Raw genomic sequence first — 16,035 nt, forward strand, 5'->3', positions numbered from 1 at the left:
AGTCATGTTGTTGGGAATGGGTAGTCACTTCGAGCTGTGGGATTCGCAGACCTACAACGCGAAGGAGCAGGCAGCGATGGCGCAGGGCATGCCCGACGCGCTGAAGAATTTCACGTTCTGATTGCGGTGACGGAGACGCCCGCGATGGGAAACGAATTGCAGCATCGGACCGTATTGCTGGACGAGGCGGTCGAGTCGCTCGTCACGCGGCCGGACGGCGTGTATGTCGACGGCACGTTCGGGCGTGGCGGCCATAGTCGCGCGGTGCTCGCGCGGCTGGCGTCGGCCGGGCGGCTGATCGCGTTCGACAAGGATCCGAGGGCGATCGAGACGGCGCAGGGTATCGAGGATGCGCGCTTCTCGATCGTGCATGACAGCTTTGCATCGATGCGCGACGCGCTTGCGGCGCGCGGCGTCGAGAAGGTGTCGGGGGTGTTGCTGGACCTGGGCGTGTCCTCGCCGCAGGTGGACGATCCGGCGCGCGGCTTCAGTTTCCGCGCCGATGGTCCGCTGGACATGCGAATGGATCCGACGCGCGGCGAGTCGGCGGCCGAATGGCTCGCGCGGGCATCGGTGCAGGAATTGACGGAGGTGATACGGGATTATGGGGAAGAACGGTTTGCTTTTCAGATTGCAAAGGCGCTTGTTGCTCGCCGGGCAGAGTCCGACCGTCTTGGGCCTCTCGACACCACGGGCGAGCTTGCCCAAATCGTGGGTCACGTCGTCAAAACCCGTGAGAAGGGCAAGGATCCGGCAACCCGCACCTTTCAGGCTATACGGATTCACGTCAATCAAGAGCTTGCGGACCTGCAAGTCGTACTAGACGCGGCACTGTCGTTGCTGGAGCAAGGGGGGCGGCTGGTGGTCATCAGCTTTCATTCACTCGAGGACCGGATCGTCAAGCGATTCATGCAGGCGCACGCGAGCGCGCCTGCGGTCGATCGTCGCCTGCCGATCCGCGCCGTCGACCTTCCGAGCCCCCCGCTCAAGATCATCAGCCGCCAGTTTCCGAGCGAAGCGGAAGTCGCCGCGAATCCGCGCGCCCGCTCGGCCGTGATGCGCATTGCGGAGCGCGTCACGCCATGAGCCGTCTCAATATCTTCCTGCTGATCATCGTGATGGGTTGCGCGCTGTCGGTCGTCAACTCGACGAACCAGCAGCGCCAGATCTTCATCCAGTTGCAGCGCGCGCAGTCGCAGGAGCGTCAGCTTCAGCAGGACTACGCGCAGCTTCAATATCAGCAGAGCGCGCTGTCGAAGACGTCGCGCATCGAGCAGCTCGCGAACGATTCGCTGAAAATGCAGCCGATTTCGACCGGCCGCACGCAATACCTGACGCTGCCGCCGGGCGCGGCGAAGGCGATCGACGCGCCGGTCGCGGCATCGGCCGACACGGCCGGCAAGGGCAAGGGGGGCGCGCGATGAAGCCGTCCCCGAAGCGCCAGAACGTGAAGTTCTCGTCGAGCCCCGTGCTGGGTGTGCATTTGCCGATGTGGCGCTCGAAGCTCGTCGTGTTTCTGCTGTTCATGGCGTTCGTCGCACTGGCCGCGCGGGCGTTCTGGATTCAGGGGCCCGGCAACGCGTTCTATCAGAAGCAGGGCGAAAGTCGCTACCAGCGCACGCTCGAGTTGCCGGCCACGCGCGGCAAGATCCTCGACCGTAACGGGCTCGTGCTCGCGACCAGCTTGCCGGTGCGCGCGATCTGGGCGATTCCGGACGCGGTGCCCGACGATCTCGACGCCGACAAGATCAACCAGCTCGGCAAGCTCCTCGGCATGACGTCGAAGGAACTGCGCGTGAAGCTGTCGGAAGACAAGGGTTTCGTCTACGTGAAGCGCCAGGTGCCGATCGACGTCGCGGACAAGGTCGCCGCGCTCGACATTCCCGGCATCTATCAGCGCAACGAATACAAGCGCTTCTACCCGGAAGGCGAGATCACCGCTCACCTGATCGGTTTCACGAACGTCGAGGACGAAGGGCAGGAAGGCGTCGAACTGGGCGACCAGAAGATGTTGGCCGGCACGTCGGGCATGCGTCGCGTGATCAAGGACCGGATGGGCCACATCGTCGAGGATGTCGCCGAGCAGATCCCGCCGCACAACGGCACCGACGTCGACCTGTCGATCGACAGCAAGATCCAGTACATCGCGTACGCGAACCTAAAAGCCGCCGTCGAGAAGTTCAAGGCGAAGGCTGGCGCGGCGATGGTCGTCGACGTGCGTACCGGCGAAGTGCTCGCGCTCGTCAACTACCCGACGTACAACCCGAACGACCGTTCGCGCATGACGGGCGAGCAGTTGCGCAACCGGATCATGACCGACGTGTTCGAACCGGGCTCGATCATGAAGCCGTTCACCGTGTCGCTCGCGCTCGACCTGCACCGCGTGACGCCGAACACGCTCGTCGAGACGGGCAACGGGCATTTCGTGCTCGACGGCGCGCCGATTACCGACGATGCGGGTTTCGGCACGCTGACGGTCGGCGGCGTGATCCAGAAGTCGAGCAACATCGGCGCGACGAAGATCGCGATGACGATGCGGCCCGAGGAAATGTGGAATATGTATACGAGCATCGGCCTGGGCCAGGCGCCGAAGGTCGGGTTCCCGGGCGCGGTGGCTGGCCGCCTGCGTCCGTGGAAGAGCTGGCGCCGCATCGAGCAGGCGACGATGTCGTACGGCTACGGCTTGTCGGTGTCGCTGTTCCAGCTCGCACGGGCTTACACGGCGATCGCGCACGATGGCGAGCTGATGCCCGTGACCATTTTCAAGCACGACCCCAATCAGCCGGTCGTGGGCACGCAGGTATTCACCCCGACCACCGCTCGCGAAGTGCGCGCGATGCTCGAGACGGTGGTCGCGCCGGGCGGCACGTCGCCGGATGCGGCCGTGCCGGGCTATCGCGTCGGCGGCAAGAGCGGGACCGCATACAAGCACGAAGGTCACGGCTACACGCGCAAGTACCGCGCGTCGTTCGTCGGGATGGCGCCGATGCCGAATCCGCGCGTCGTGATCGCGGTGTCGGTCGACGAGCCGACCGCCGGCAGCCACTTCGGCGGCCAGGTGTCGGGCCCCGTATTCTCGGCGATCGCCGGCGACACGATGCGTGCGCTGAACGTCCCGCCGAACATGCCGATCAAGCAGCTCGTCGTGTCCGACGATTCGCCGGAATCCCCTGCCGCAAAGGGCCCGCAAAAGGGCCCGCAAAAGCTGGCCGCGGGCGGCGGCGCGAAGCATATGATCGTATCCAGCACGACACGTAATTCACCAGGAGTGGTTCGATGAGCGCCGCCCGCAGTTCCCATCCGGCGCATCAGCAGATCGCAGCCGCGCTCGCGTGGCTGCGTCAGCATGTGGCCCCCGCGGCGCAACTGCATGCCGACACGCGCAGCCTCGAGGCTGGCGACGTGTTCGTCGCGTATGCGGTCGACGGGGCAGATAACCGTGCTTTCATGGCCGACGCCGTCGCGCGCGGTGCGGCTGCCGTGCTGTATCAGCCGGAAGGGCTGACCGACGCACCGGCCGCGCCGGCCGTCCCCGTCGCGCTCGCGGTGCCGGCGCTCGATCAGCTCGCCGGCGAGATCGCCAGCGGCTGGTACGGCGATCCGAGCGACAGCCTGCTCGCGATCGGCGTCACCGGCACGAACGGCAAGACGTCGTGCACGCAATGGATCGCCACCGCGCTGACGGCGCTGCACCAACCGTGCGCGGTGATCGGCACGCTCGGCACCGGGATGCCCGGCCAGCTCGTGCCGACCGGCTTCACGACGCCCGACGCGCCGCAACTTCAGCGCAGCCTCGCGCAGTTGCGCGACGCGGGCGCGCAGGCGGTGGCGATGGAGGTCTCGTCGCACGCGCTGCACCAGGGGCGCGTGAACGGGACGGCGTTCGATATCGCGGTGTTTACGAATCTCACCCAGGATCACCTCGACTATCACGGTACGTTCGATGCGTACGAAGCCGCGAAGGCGAAGCTGTTCGCGTGGCGCGGCTTGCGCGCGGCGGTGATCAACCGCGACGACGCAGCGGGCCGCCGCCTGCTCGAGAAGCTGGCCGGCCGCGTGCACACGATCGCGTACGGGATCGGCGACGCACCGACGCCCGACGCCGATCGCGAGCTGATCGCGCTCGACGTGCGCGCGACCGCGACGGGCACCGCATTCCGCCTGCGTTCGTCGTGGGGCGACGCGGACGTCGAGGTCGGCACGCTCGGCACGTTCAACGTCAGCAACCTGCTCGCCGTACTCGGCTCGCTGCTCGCGGCCGACGTGCCGTTCGACGCAGCGCTCGCCGAGATCGAGCGGCTCGAGTCGGTCAACGGCCGGATGCAGCGGCTCGGCGGCCGGCTGCAGAACGACGAACCGCTCGTCGTGATCGACTACGCGCATACGCCCGACGCGCTCGAAAAGACGCTCGACGCGCTGCGGCCGATCGCCGCGGCGCGCGGCGGCCGGCTCGTCTGCATGTTCGGCTGCGGCGGCGATCGCGATGCGACGAAGCGTCCATTGATGGGCGCGATCGCCGAGCGGCTCGCCGATGAAACCGTCGTCACGAGCGACAACCCGCGCAGCGAGGATCCGCAGCACATCATCGACCAGGTCGTCGCGGGCATGACCGCGCCCGATCGCGCGCGCCGTATCGAGGATCGCGCGAGCGCGATCCTGCAGGCCGTGCGCGGCGCCGCACGCGAGGATGTCGTCGTGCTGGCCGGCAAGGGCCACGAGGCCACGCAGGAAATCATGGGCAAGAAGCGTACGTTCTCCGACCAGGATCACGCGCGGCTCGCGCTCGCCGCGCGTGCGACGCACGGCAAGGGAGGCGCCGAATGACGATGCTCGGTCTCGGCGAAGCCGCCCGTCTGATTCCCGGCGCCACCGTCCACGGCGACGCGGGCGTGACGTTCGACCGCGTGTCGACCGATAGCCGCACGGTCGGCCCGGGCGACCTGTTCGTCGCGCTGAAGGGCGAGCGCTTCGACGCGCACGACTTCCTCGGCGACGTCGCCGCGCGCGGCGCGGCCGCGGCGCTGGTCGCGCACGCGCCGGCGGGCGTCGCGATGCCGATGATCGAAGGCGGCGAAACGCGAGCCGCGCTCGGTGCGCTCGCGCATGGCTGGCGGATGCGATTCCCGCTGCCGCTCGTCGCGGTGACGGGCAGCAACGGCAAGACGACCGTCAAGGAAATGATCGCGTCGATCTTCGCGGCGGCGGTCGGCGCCGATGCACGGCTCGCGACGGCCGGCAACCTGAACAACGATGTCGGCGTGCCGCTGACGCTGCTGCGCCTGTCGGCCGCGCATCGTCTCGCGGTGATCGAGATCGGCATGAACCATCCGGGCGAAACCGAAGTCCTCGCGCGCCTCACCGCGCCGACGGTCGCGCTCGTCAACAACGCGCAGCGCGAGCACCAGGAATTCATGGCGACGGTCGAAGCTGTCGCGCTCGAACATGCGGCCGTGATCCACGCGCTGCCGCCGGACGGCGTCGCGGTGTTCCCGGCCGACGACGCGTACGCGGGCATCTGGCGCGTCGCGGCGACCGGCAACCGGATCCTCGATTTCGCGCTGCACGACGCCGAACGGCAGAACGACGCGCAGGTCGTCGGTCGCATGCACGGCGGCGAACTCGCGATCGACACGCCGGCGGGCGCCGTCACGGTGCGGCTGCGTGCGCTCGGCGAGCACAACGCGCGCAACGCGCTGGCCGCGACGGCCGCGGCGCTCGGCGCCGGCGTCGCGCTGTCGGCGATCCGTCAGGGGCTCGAATCGTTCGAACCGGTCAAGGGCCGGCTGCAGGTGAAGCAGGCGAGCGTCGGCAGCCTCGCGGGCGCGACGGTCGTCGACGATACGTACAACGCGAACCCCGATTCGATGCGTGCGGCGATCGACGTGCTCGCCGCGCATCCGGCGCCGCGCGTGCTGGTGATCGGCGACATGGGCGAAGTCGGCGACGAAGGGCCGGCATTCCACCGCGAGATCGGCGCGTACGCGCGCGAACGCGGGATCGACGCGCTGTTCGCGCTCGGCGACGCATCGCGCGACGCGTGCACCGCATACGGCGACACGGCACGTCATTTCGGCGACGTCGGCGCGCTCGTGTCGGCGCTGCTCGCGGCCGGTTACGGCGCGCAGGCGACGGTGCTCGTGAAGGGCTCGCGGTACATGAAGATGGAGCGCGTGGTCGACGCGCTGACGAACCAACCCGCAGCGGGCGCCGTGCCCGCCGCACACTGAGTAGAAGGAAGGAAGCATGCTGCTGGCGCTGGCGCAATGGCTGCAAGGAGACGCAAGCTTTTTGCGCTTGTTCACGTACCTCACGTTCCGGGCGGTGATGGCTACCATCACCGCGCTCGGGATCGGGCTCGTGTGCGGACCGTGGGTGATCCGCAAGCTGACGCAAATGAAGGTCGGGCAGGCCGTGCGCAAGGACGGCCCGCAGACCCACCTCGTCAAGTCCGGCACGCCGACGATGGGCGGCGTGCTGATCCTGATCGGCATCGCGGTCGCGACGCTGCTGTGGGGCGACCTGACGAACCGGTTCATCTGGATCGTGATGCTCGTCACGTTCGGCTTCGGCGTGATCGGCTGGGTCGACGACTACCGCAAGGTCGTCCACAAGGACCCGCGCGGGATGTCGTCGCGCGAGAAGTATTTCTGGCAGTCGGTGATCGGACTGTTCGCGGCCGTCTATCTCGCGTTCAGCGTGTCCGAGGCGAACAACGTGCGCGTGTTCGACCTGTTCATGGCGTGGGTGCGGAGCGGCCTGTCGATGGGGCTGCCGGCGCGCGCCGACCTGATGCTGCCGTTCCTGAAGTCGATCAGCTACCCGCTCGGCGTGTGGGGCTTCATCGTGCTGACCTACTTCGTGATCGTCGGCGCGAGCAACGCGGTGAACCTGACCGACGGCCTCGACGGTCTCGTGATCATGCCGGTCGTGCTGGTCGGCGCGTCGCTCGGTGTGTTCGCGTACGTGATGGGCAGCGCGGTCTATTCGAAATACCTGCTGTTCCCGCACATCCCGGGCGCGGGAGAACTGCTGATCTTCTGTTCCGCGATGGGCGGGGCCGGGCTCGCGTTCCTCTGGTACAACACGCACCCCGCGCAGGTGTTCATGGGCGACGTCGGCGCGCTGGCGCTGGGCGGCGCGCTCGGCACGGTCGCGGTGATCGTGCGTCAGGAAATCGTGCTGTTCATCATGGGCGGCATCTTCGTCGCGGAAACGCTGTCGGTGATGCTGCAGGTGTCGTGGTTCAAGTACACGAAGAAGCGTTACGGCGAAGGGCGGCGCCTGCTGAAGATGGCGCCGCTGCATCACCATTTCGAATTGTCCGGCTGGAAGGAAACGCAGGTGGTCGTGCGTTTCTGGATCATCACGCTGATGCTGTGCCTGTTCGGTCTGACCACCCTCAAGCTGCGGTAAAGGAAAGGTAACAAGGATGTCTGGCGAGATGTTTGGAGATCGGCAACGGCCGATGGTGCTCGTACTGGGGCTCGGGGAATCGGGTCTCGCGATCGCGCGATGGTGCGCGAGGCACGGGTGCCGGCTGCGCATCGCCGATACCCGCGAGGCGCCGCCGAACCTTGCCGCGCTGCAGGCCGAAGGCATCGATGCGGAATTCGTCGGCGGGGCGTTTACGCCCGCGCTGCTCGACGGCGGCGTCGAGATCGTCGGGCTGAGCCCCGGCCTGTCGCCGCTGGAGCCGGCACTCGCGGCGCTGGTCGCGGCCGCGAACGAGCGCGGCATCGCGGTGTGGGGCGAGCTGGAATTCTTCGCGCAGGCGCTGCGCGCGCTCGGCACGAGCGGCTATCAGCCGAAGGTGCTCGCGATTACCGGCACCAACGGCAAGACCACGACGACGAGCCTCACGGGCCTGCTGTGCCAGCGCTCGGGGAAGAAGGTCGCGGTCGCGGGCAACATCAGCCCGGCGATGCTCGACCGGCTCGCGAACGCGATCGACGAAACCGCGCTGCCCGACGTCTGGGTGCTCGAACTGTCGAGCTTCCAGCTCGAGACCGCACGCACGTTCGCGCCCGATGCGGCCGCGATCCTCAACATCACGCAGGACCACCTCGACTGGCACGGCAGCTTCGACGCGTACGCGCAGGCAAAGGGCCGGATCTTCGGCGCGACGACGACGCGCGTGCTGAACCGCGACGACGCGGCCGTGATGAAGTTCGCGCCGGTAGCCGGCGCGGCCGACGCGCCGCGCACGGTCACGTTCGGCCTGAACGAACCGACGCAGGACGGCGACTACGGGCTCTCGCGCGACAACGGCATCGCATGGCTGGTGGAAGCCGTGGATCGCGACGCGCCGGATGAAGCGACGACGACCCGCCGGCGCAAGCGCGACGCGCATACGCCCGACATCGCGCAAAAGCGCCTGATGCCGGCCGACGCGCTGCGCATCCGCGGGCTGCACAACGCGGCGAACGCGCTGGCCGCGTTCGCGCTCGCGCGTGCGATCGATCTGCCGGCCGCGCCGCTGCTGCACGCGCTGCGCGAATACCGCGGCGAAGCGCATCGCGTCGAAGTGATCGCGACGATCGACGACGTCGACTATGTGGACGACAGCAAGGGCACGAACGTCGGCGCGACGGTGGCCGCGCTCGACGGGCTCGCGCAGAGGATCGTGCTGATCGCGGGCGGCGACGGCAAGGGGCAGGATTTCGCGCCGCTGGTCGCGCCGGTCGCGCGCTGGTGCCGCGCGGTGATGCTGATCGGTCGCGACGCGCCGGCGATCCGCGACACGCTCGCCGAAACGGCCGTGCCGCTGGCCGACCACGCGACGCTCGAAGCAGCGGTGCACGCGGCAGCGGAACTCGCCGAGCCGGGCGACGCGGTGCTGCTGTCGCCCGCGTGCGCGAGCCTGGACATGTTCAGGAACTACGCCCATCGCGCGGAAGTGTTCCGCGCGGCGGTGGATGAAGTCGCCATCGACAAAGGAGCGACGTCATGAGCTGGTCCGATCGCCTCGTCTCCCGTTTCAACGACCGGCGCGACACCGGCGGCAATGCCGCTGGCGGCCGCGTCGCGTCGGCCACGCGCGCCGCGACGGGTGGCCTCGCGAGCGTCGTCAACGGCGTGCGGCCGAGCCGCTCGCGGATGCTCGATTTCGACTATTCGCTGCTGTGGGTCGCGATCGCGCTGCTCGGGCTCGGCGTCGTGATGGTGTATTCGGCGTCGATCGCGATGCCCGATTCGCCGAAATACGCGTCGTATCACGATTACGCGTTCCTGATGCGCCACTGCGTGTCGCTCGGCGTCGCGTTCGTCGCGGCGGTGATAGCGTTTCGCGTGCCGGTGTCGACCTGGGATAAATACGCGCCGCATCTGTTCCTGATCGCGCTCGTCGGTCTCGTGATCGTGCTGATCCCGCACGTCGGCAAGGGCGTGAACGGTGCGCGCCGCTGGATTCCGCTCGGCATCACGAACATGCAGCCGTCGGAAATCATGAAGCTCGCGGTGACGATCTACGCGGCGAACTATACGGTGCGCAAGCAGGAATACATGCAGAGCTTCGCGAAGGGCTTCCTGCCGATGGCGTTCGCGGTCGGCCTGGTCGGCGCGCTGCTGCTGCTCGAGCCCGACATGGGCGCGTTCATGGTGGTCGCCGCGATCGCGATGGGCGTGCTGTTCCTCGGCGGCGTGAACGGCAAGCTGTTCGGCGGCCTCGTCGCGACGGCGGTCGGCACGTTCTCGATGCTCGTGTGGCTGTCGCCGTGGCGTCGCGAGCGGATCTTCGCGTATCTCGATCCGTGGGACGAGCGCTACGCGCAGGGCAAGGCTTATCAGCTCACCCACTCGTTGATCGCATTCGGCCGCGGCGAGTGGTTCGGCGTTGGCCTCGGCGGCAGCGTCGAGAAGCTGAACTACCTGCCCGAAGCGCATACCGACTTCATCCTCGCGGTGATCGGCGAGGAACTCGGCTTCGTCGGCGTGCTGGTCGTGATCCTGCTGTTCTACTGGATCGTGCGCCGCGCGTTCGAGATCGGCCGCCAGGCGCTCGCGCTCGATCGCACGTTCGCGGGCCTGATGGCGAAGGGCATCGGCATCTGGTTCGGCGCGCAGACGTTCATCAACATGGGCGTGAACCTCGGGCTGCTGCCGACCAAGGGGCTGACGCTGCCGCTCGTGAGCTACGGCGGCTCGGGCATTTTGCTGAACTGCGTCGCGCTCGCGGTGCTGCTGCGTGTGGACTACGAGAACCGGGTGCTGATGCGCGGAGGGAAGGTATGACCGCGTCGCAACGCACGCTGATGGTGATGGCAGGCGGCACCGGGGGCCACGTGTTCCCGGGGCTCGCGGTCGCGCACCGGATGGAGGCGGCGGGCTGGCGCGTCGTATGGCTCGGCAATCCGGCCGGGATGGAAGCGACCCTCGTGCCGAAGCACGGCATTCCGATGGAATACGTGCGGTTCGGCGGGCTGCGCGGCAAGGGCCTGAAGACCAAGCTGACGCTGCCGGTCAACCTGCTGCGCGCATGCTGGCAGAGCCTCGGCGCGCTGCGCCGCGTGCGGCCTGACGTCGTGCTCGGGATGGGCGGCTACATCACGTTTCCGGCGGGCGTGATGACCGCGCTGTCGGGGCGGCCGCTCGTGCTGCACGAACAGAATTCGATCGCGGGCCTGACGAACAAGGTGCTCGCGAAACTCGCGAAGCGCGTGCTCGTCGCATTCCCCGGCGCGCTGCCGCACGCGGAATGGACGGGCAACCCGATTCGCGCGGAACTTGCGCACGCGGAACCGCCCCAAGCACGCTATGCGTCGCGCAGCGGCCCGCTGAACGTGCTGGTCGTCGGCGGCAGCCTGGGGGCGGCCGCGCTGAACGAAGTCGTGCCGCGCGCGCTGGCGCTGCTGGCGCCGGGCGAGCGCCCGCGCGTCGTGCACCAGGCCGGCGTGAAGCACATCGAAGCATTGAAGGCGAATTACGAAGCGGCCGGTTTCGCGGCCGGCGAAGACGTGCGGCTCGTGCCGTTCATCGACGACATGGCGGCCGCGTATGCGGCGGCGGATCTGGTGATTTGCCGGTCGGGCGCGATGACGGTGTCGGAGATCGCGGCGGTGGGCGTGGCGGCGCTGTTCGTGCCGTTCCCGTACGCGGTCGACGATCACCAGACGACCAACGCCGCGTTCCTCGCCGATGCGGGCGCGGCCGTGCTGGTGCAACAACGCGACCTGTCGGCGGAACTGCTCGCCGACTGGCTGCGCAGCCAGTCGCGGGCATCGCTCGCGGAGATGGCGGAACGTTCGCGCTCGCTCGCGAAGCCCGAGGCCACCGACGAAGTCGCGCGCATCTGCGCGAAGGCCGCCGGCGCGAACCTGGAAATAGTGCAATGAAACACATCGTCAAACACATTCATTTCGTCGGGATCGGCGGCGCGGGCATGAGCGGCATCGCCGAAGTGCTCGTCAACCTCGGCTACGAGGTCAGCGGGTCCGACCTGTCGCGCAATGCGGTGACCGATCGCCTCCAGGCGCTGGGCGCGCGGATCGCGATCGGCCACGACGCGGCGAACATCGAGGGCGCGAACGCGGTCGTCGTGTCGACGGCCGTGCGCTCGGACAACCCGGAAGTGCTGGCCGCGCGCGCGAAGCGCGTGCCGATCGTGCAGCGCGCGGTGATGCTGGCCGAACTGATGCGCCTGAAGCAGGGCATCGCGATCGCCGGCACGCACGGCAAGACCACGACGACGAGCCTCGTCGCGAGCGTGCTCGCGGCGGGCGGGCTGGACCCGACCTTCGTGATCGGCGGCCGGCTGATCAGCGCCGGCGCGAACGCGCGGCTCGGCACGGGCGACTTCATCGTCGCCGAGGCCGACGAGTCGGATGCGTCGTTCCTGAACCTGTATCCGGTGATCGAAGTCATCACGAACATCGACGCCGACCACATGGACACCTACGGCCACGATTTCGCGCGGCTCAAGCAGGCGTTCATCGAATTCACGCAGCGCCTGCCGTTCTACGGCAGCGCGGTGGTGTGCGTCGACGATCCGAACGTGCGGCAGATCATCCCGTTCATCTCGAAGCCGGTCGTGCGCTACGGCCTGTCGCCGGACGCGCAGGTGCGCGCGGAAGACATCGACGCGCGCGACGGCCGGATGCATTTCACGGTGATCCGCGAAGGGCGAGCGCCGCTCGCGGTGGTGCTGAACATGCCGGGCCTGCACAACGTGCAGAACGCGCTCGCGGCGATCGCGATCGCGACCGATCTCGGCGTGTCGGACGACGCGATTCAGCTCGCGCTGGCCGAATTCAACGGCGTCGGTCGGCGCTTCCAGCGCTACGGCGACGTGCCGAGCGCGGACGGCGGCCAGTACACGCTGATCGACGATTACGGTCATCACCCCGTCGAGATGGCGGCGACGATCGCGGCCGCGCGCGGCGCGTTCCCGGGCCGCCGCCTCGTGCTGGCGTTCCAGCCGCACCGCTACACGCGCACGCGCGACTGCTTCGACGATTTCGTCAACGTGTTGTCGACGGTCGATGCGCTGGTGCTGACGGAAGTCTACGCGGCCGGCGAGGCTGCGATCCCGACGGCCAGCGGCGACGCGCTGTCGCGTGCGTTGCGCGCGGTGGGCAAGGTCGACCCGGTGTTCGTCGCGACGGTCGACGACGTGCCGGACGCATTGGCGAAGGTCGCACGAAACGGCGACGTGGTGATCACGATGGGCGCGGGTTCGATCGGCGGCGTGCCGGCGAAGGTCGTGCAGAACACGCAACAGAAGGGATGACATGAGCGGGATCGATCCGAAACGTTTCGGCAAGGTGGCGGTGTTGTTCGGCGGCGAATCCGCCGAGCGCGAGGTGTCGCTCACCTCGGGCCGCCTCGTGCTGCAGGGCCTGCGCGACGCAGGCGTCGACGCGCATCCGTTCGACCCGGCCGAGCGGCCGCTGTCGGCGCTGAAGGACGAAGGCTTCGTGCGCGCGTTCAATGCGCTGCACGGCGGTTACGGCGAGAACGGCCAGATCCAGGGCGCGCTCGATTTCTACGGCATTCGCTACACGGGCAGCGGCGTGCTCGGCTCGGCGCTCGGCCTCGACAAGTTCCGCACGAAGCTCGTGTGGCAGCAGACGGGTGTGCCGACGCCGCCGTTCGAGACGGTGATGCGCGGCGACGACCTGGCCGCGCGCGCGACCGACATCGTCGCGAAGCTCGGGCTGCCGCTGTTCGTGAAGCCGGCGAGCGAAGGCTCGAGCGTCGCGGTGCTGAAGGTGAAGACGGCCGACGCGCTACCGGCCGCGCTCGCGGAAGCCGCGACGCACGACAAGATCGTGATCGTCGAGAAGAGCATCGAAGGCGGCGGCGAATACACCGCGTGCATCGCCGGCGATCTCGACCTGCCGCTGATCAAGATCGTGCCGGCGGGCGAGTTCTACGACTACCACGCGAAGTACGTCGCCGACGATACGCAGTACCTGATCCCGTGCGGCCTGCCGGCGGCACAGGAGGCGGAACTGAAGCGCATCGCGCGTCGCGCGTTCGACGTGCTCGGCTGCACCGACTGGGGCCGCGCGGATTTCATGGTCGACGCGGCCGGCAATGCGTATTTCCTGGAAGTGAACACGGCCCCCGGGATGACCGACCACTCGCTGCCGCCCAAGGCCGCGCGCGCGGTCGGCATCGGCTATTCGGAGCTGGTCGTGAAGGTGCTGTCGCTCACGCTCAACGACTGACCCGGGAACGGAACGACGTATGTGGAACAACGTTCGCCAACTCAACCTTGCCGCCAGCGCGCTGTACGCGCTGCTGCTGCTCGTGTTGGCGGCGGCCGGCTGCTACTGGCTGATCCAGCGCCCGACGTTCGCGCTGCGGGAGATCCGGATCGACGGCGACACCGAGCACATCAACTCGCCGACGGTGCGCGCGGGCGTGGTCGGCCGGCTGAAGGGCAATTTCTTCACGGTCGATCTCGATACGGCGCGCGCGGCGTTCGAGCAGATGCCGTGGGTGCGTCACGCGAGCGTGCGCCGGGTGTGGCCGAATGCGCTGGCTGTCACGCTGGAGGAGTACAAACCGCTCGGGACCTGGGGCAGCGATCAGTTGGTGAGCGTCGACGGCGAGCTGTTCACCGCGAACCAGGGCGAGCTGGAACAGGAACTGCCGGCGTTCGACGGCCCGGAAGGCAGTGCGAAGGAAGTCGTCACGCGGTATCGCGACTTCGGGAAATGGTTTGCGCCGCTGAAGGCGGCGCCGGAAGAAGTGACGCTGTCGGCGCGGTACGCGTGGACGGTGAAGCTGTCGAACGGCATGCAGGTCGAGCTGGGCAAGGAACGCAACAGCGACACGCTGCATGACCGGAGCCAGCGCCTGGTGGCCGCGTGGCCGGCCGTCACGGAGCGTTGGGGCAACGACATCGAGTACGCGGACCTGCGCTATCCGAACGGATTCGCGATTCGCGCGGCAGGCATGCGGTTCCTGACCGATACCGACAAGCGCAAGAAGTAACGAGAGATCACACGCAAGAGCACTTTATGAGCAAAGACTACAAGGATCTGCTGGTTTCCCTCGACATCGGCACGTCGAAGGTGGTGGCCATCGTCGCCGAGCTGAAGGGCGAGGGTCACTACGAGGTGATCGGTCTCGGCCAGAGCGAGTCGAAGGGTCTGAAGAAAGGTGTGGTGGTCAACATCGAGGCCACCGTGCAGTCGATCCAGCGCGCGCTCGAGGAAGCCGAGCTGATGGCCGACTGCAAGATCACCAACGTGTTCACGGGGATCGCGGGTAGCCACATCCGCAGCTTCAACTCGAGCGGGATGGTCGCGATCAAGGACAAGGAAGTCACGCAGACGGACGTCGCGCGCGTGATCGAGACCGCGAAGGCGATCAACATCCCGACCGACCAGCAGGTGCTGCACATCCTCACGCAGGAATTCATCATCGACGGCCAGGAAGACGTGCGCGAGCCGATCGGGATGAGCGGCATCCGGCTCGAAGTGAAGGTGCACATCGTGACGGGCGCGGTGAGCGCCGCGCAGAACATCGTCAAGTGCGTGCGCCGTTGCGGGCTGGAAGTGAACGACCTGATCCTGCAGCCGCTCGCATCGTCGCTGGCGGTGCTGACCGAAGACGAGAAGGATCTCGGCGTGGTGCTGGTCGACATCGGCGGCGGCACGACGGACATCGCGATCTTCGCCGAAGGCGCGATCCGCCACACGGCGGTGATCCCGATCGCCGGCGACCAGATCACGAGCGACATCGCGATGGCGCTGCGCACGCCGACGCCGGATGCGGAAGACATCAAGGTCGGCTACGGGATCGCGAAGCAGGCGCTCGCCGATCCGGACGAAATGGTGGAAGTGCCGGGCCTCGGCGAACGCGGCCCGCGCACGCTGTCGCGCCAGGCGCTGGCGGCCGTGATCGAGCCGCGCGTCGAGGAACTGTTCTCGCTCGTGCAGCAGGTCGTGCGCGAGTCGGGTTACGAAGAACTCCTGAGCTCCGGCGTGGTCATTACCGGCGGCGCGTCGATGATGCCCGGCATGGTCGAGCTCGGCGAAGACATTTTCCTGAAACCGGTGCGCATCGGCGCGCCGGAATATGCAGGCGGCCTCTCCGACGTCGTGCGCAACCCGCGCTACTCGACGGCGATGGGGCTGCTCGTCGAAGGCAGTGCGCAGCGCATGCGCGGCCGCAAGGTCGCCGTGCAGTCCGGCAACGCGGGACAGGTGTTCTCGCGGATGAAGGAATGGTTCCTGAGCAACTTCTGACGAATCGCATCGAATTGAAATTCGCGCTGGTGCCGGCGGCTGGCGCGCGACAGGGGGTTGCCCGATCTCCTGCCGAATAACGGCCGAGTAGCAGTCATTCTCTTGACGGAGGCAACATGGAATTCGAAATGCTGGAAACCGAAACCAACGGCACCATCATCAAGGTGGTCGGCGTTGGCGGCGCTGGCGGCAATGCCGTCCAGCACATGATCAACCGCGGCGTGCAGGGCGTCGACTTCATCGTGATGAACACGGACGCCCAGGCGCTGTCGCGTTCGCGCGCATCGTCGGTGATCCAGCTCGGCAACACGGGTCTGGGCGCCGGTGCGAAGCCGGA

13 protein-coding genes and 2 pseudogenes are annotated in these 16,035 nt (G+C 67.7%); all 15 read left to right on the top strand.

Features of this window, described 5'->3' with window-relative positions; all coding sequences use genetic code 11:
* Positions 1–121: pseudogene (locus AC3IFE_RS09855) on the top strand (division/cell wall cluster transcriptional repressor MraZ); the annotation flags it as partial.
* Between the two features lie 23 nt (positions 122–144).
* A complete protein-coding gene (rsmH, locus tag AC3IFE_RS09860) occupies positions 145–1,086 on the top strand; it encodes a 16S rRNA (cytosine(1402)-N(4))-methyltransferase RsmH (protein WP_175882318.1) in 942 nt (313 codons plus the stop codon).
* A complete protein-coding gene (ftsL, locus tag AC3IFE_RS09865) occupies positions 1,083–1,424 on the top strand; it encodes a cell division protein FtsL (RefSeq protein WP_089466597.1) in 342 nt (113 codons plus the stop codon). The genes rsmH and ftsL overlap by 4 nt, the downstream gene beginning before the upstream one ends.
* On the top strand, positions 1,421–3,280 hold the full coding sequence (locus AC3IFE_RS09870; protein WP_089466598.1) for a peptidoglycan D,D-transpeptidase FtsI family protein: 1,860 nt from the start codon (positions 1,421–1,423) through the stop codon (positions 3,278–3,280). Before ftsL ends, AC3IFE_RS09870 begins: the two co-directional genes overlap by 4 nt.
* Entirely contained in the window at positions 3,277–4,824 is a 1,548-nt protein-coding gene (locus AC3IFE_RS09875; protein ID WP_489190400.1) for a UDP-N-acetylmuramoyl-L-alanyl-D-glutamate--2,6-diaminopimelate ligase, read from the top strand. Before AC3IFE_RS09870 ends, AC3IFE_RS09875 begins: the two co-directional genes overlap by 4 nt.
* A complete protein-coding gene (locus AC3IFE_RS09880) occupies positions 4,821–6,227 on the top strand; it encodes a UDP-N-acetylmuramoyl-tripeptide--D-alanyl-D-alanine ligase (protein WP_489190401.1) in 1,407 nt (468 codons plus the stop codon). The genes AC3IFE_RS09875 and AC3IFE_RS09880 overlap by 4 nt, the downstream gene beginning before the upstream one ends.
* A gap of 16 nt (positions 6,228–6,243) precedes the next feature.
* Positions 6,244–7,413, top strand: coding sequence for a phospho-N-acetylmuramoyl-pentapeptide-transferase (gene mraY, locus AC3IFE_RS09885; RefSeq protein ID WP_006477019.1), 1,170 nt, complete (start codon positions 6,244–6,246; stop codon positions 7,411–7,413).
* Positions 7,414–7,441: 28 nt separating this feature from the next.
* The gene (gene murD / locus AC3IFE_RS09890) at positions 7,442–8,950 is read left to right on the top strand and encodes a UDP-N-acetylmuramoyl-L-alanine--D-glutamate ligase (RefSeq protein WP_489190402.1); all 1,509 of its coding nucleotides are present in this window, start codon (positions 7,442–7,444) and stop codon (positions 8,948–8,950) included.
* Positions 8,947–10,230 (top strand): putative lipid II flippase FtsW, encoded by a 1,284-nt coding sequence (ftsW, locus tag AC3IFE_RS09895; RefSeq protein WP_301737970.1) that lies wholly within the window; start codon positions 8,947–8,949, stop codon positions 10,228–10,230. Before murD ends, ftsW begins: the two co-directional genes overlap by 4 nt.
* On the top strand, positions 10,227–11,330 hold the full coding sequence (murG, locus tag AC3IFE_RS09900) for an undecaprenyldiphospho-muramoylpentapeptide beta-N-acetylglucosaminyltransferase (RefSeq protein ID WP_301737971.1): 1,104 nt from the start codon (positions 10,227–10,229) through the stop codon (positions 11,328–11,330). Before ftsW ends, murG begins: the two co-directional genes overlap by 4 nt.
* Positions 11,327–12,724, top strand: coding sequence for a UDP-N-acetylmuramate--L-alanine ligase (gene murC / locus AC3IFE_RS09905; protein WP_089466604.1), 1,398 nt, complete (start codon positions 11,327–11,329; stop codon positions 12,722–12,724). Before murG ends, murC begins: the two co-directional genes overlap by 4 nt.
* Before the next feature lies 1 nt (position 12,725).
* The gene (locus AC3IFE_RS09910; protein WP_089466605.1) at positions 12,726–13,667 is read left to right on the top strand and encodes a D-alanine--D-alanine ligase; all 942 of its coding nucleotides are present in this window, start codon (positions 12,726–12,728) and stop codon (positions 13,665–13,667) included.
* Positions 13,668–13,686: 19 nt separating this feature from the next.
* Positions 13,687–14,439, top strand: a complete 753-nt coding sequence (locus AC3IFE_RS09915) for a cell division protein FtsQ/DivIB (RefSeq protein WP_006477014.1) — start codon at positions 13,687–13,689, stop codon at positions 14,437–14,439.
* 26 nt (positions 14,440–14,465) lie between these two features.
* Positions 14,466–15,698 carry a cell division protein FtsA gene (gene ftsA / locus AC3IFE_RS09920; protein WP_006487138.1) on the top strand — a complete coding sequence of 411 codons (1,233 nt, stop codon included), beginning with the start codon at positions 14,466–14,468 and terminating at the stop codon, positions 15,696–15,698.
* 116 nt (positions 15,699–15,814) lie between these two features.
* A pseudogene (locus AC3IFE_RS09925) lies at positions 15,815–16,035 on the top strand (cell division protein FtsZ); the annotation flags it as partial.

The organism is Burkholderia sp. APQ4-4ca (assembly GCF_057837105.1).

Bases quoted from the DNA above. Each gene is read 5' to 3' on its own strand.
- mraY (WP_006477019.1), top strand. From the start codon at position 6,244: ATGCTGCTGGCGCTGGCGCAATGGCTGCAAGGAGACGCAAGCTTTTTG.
- rsmH (WP_175882318.1), top strand. From the start codon at position 145: ATGGGAAACGAATTGCAGCATCGGACCGTATTGCTGGACGAGGCGGTC.
- AC3IFE_RS09875 (WP_489190400.1), top strand. From the start codon at position 3,277: ATGAGCGCCGCCCGCAGTTCCCATCCGGCGCATCAGCAGATCGCAGCC.
- AC3IFE_RS09915 (WP_006477014.1), top strand. From the start codon at position 13,687: ATGTGGAACAACGTTCGCCAACTCAACCTTGCCGCCAGCGCGCTGTAC.
- AC3IFE_RS09880 (WP_489190401.1), top strand. From the start codon at position 4,821: ATGACGATGCTCGGTCTCGGCGAAGCCGCCCGTCTGATTCCCGGCGCC.
- AC3IFE_RS09870 (WP_089466598.1), top strand. From the start codon at position 1,421: ATGAAGCCGTCCCCGAAGCGCCAGAACGTGAAGTTCTCGTCGAGCCCC.
- murG (WP_301737971.1), top strand. From the start codon at position 10,227: ATGACCGCGTCGCAACGCACGCTGATGGTGATGGCAGGCGGCACCGGG.
- ftsW (WP_301737970.1), top strand. From the start codon at position 8,947: ATGAGCTGGTCCGATCGCCTCGTCTCCCGTTTCAACGACCGGCGCGAC.
- murD (WP_489190402.1), top strand. From the start codon at position 7,442: ATGTTTGGAGATCGGCAACGGCCGATGGTGCTCGTACTGGGGCTCGGG.
- AC3IFE_RS09910 (WP_089466605.1), top strand. From the start codon at position 12,726: ATGAGCGGGATCGATCCGAAACGTTTCGGCAAGGTGGCGGTGTTGTTC.
- ftsA (WP_006487138.1), top strand. From the start codon at position 14,466: ATGAGCAAAGACTACAAGGATCTGCTGGTTTCCCTCGACATCGGCACG.
- murC (WP_089466604.1), top strand. From the start codon at position 11,327: ATGAAACACATCGTCAAACACATTCATTTCGTCGGGATCGGCGGCGCG.
- ftsL (WP_089466597.1), top strand. From the start codon at position 1,083: ATGAGCCGTCTCAATATCTTCCTGCTGATCATCGTGATGGGTTGCGCG.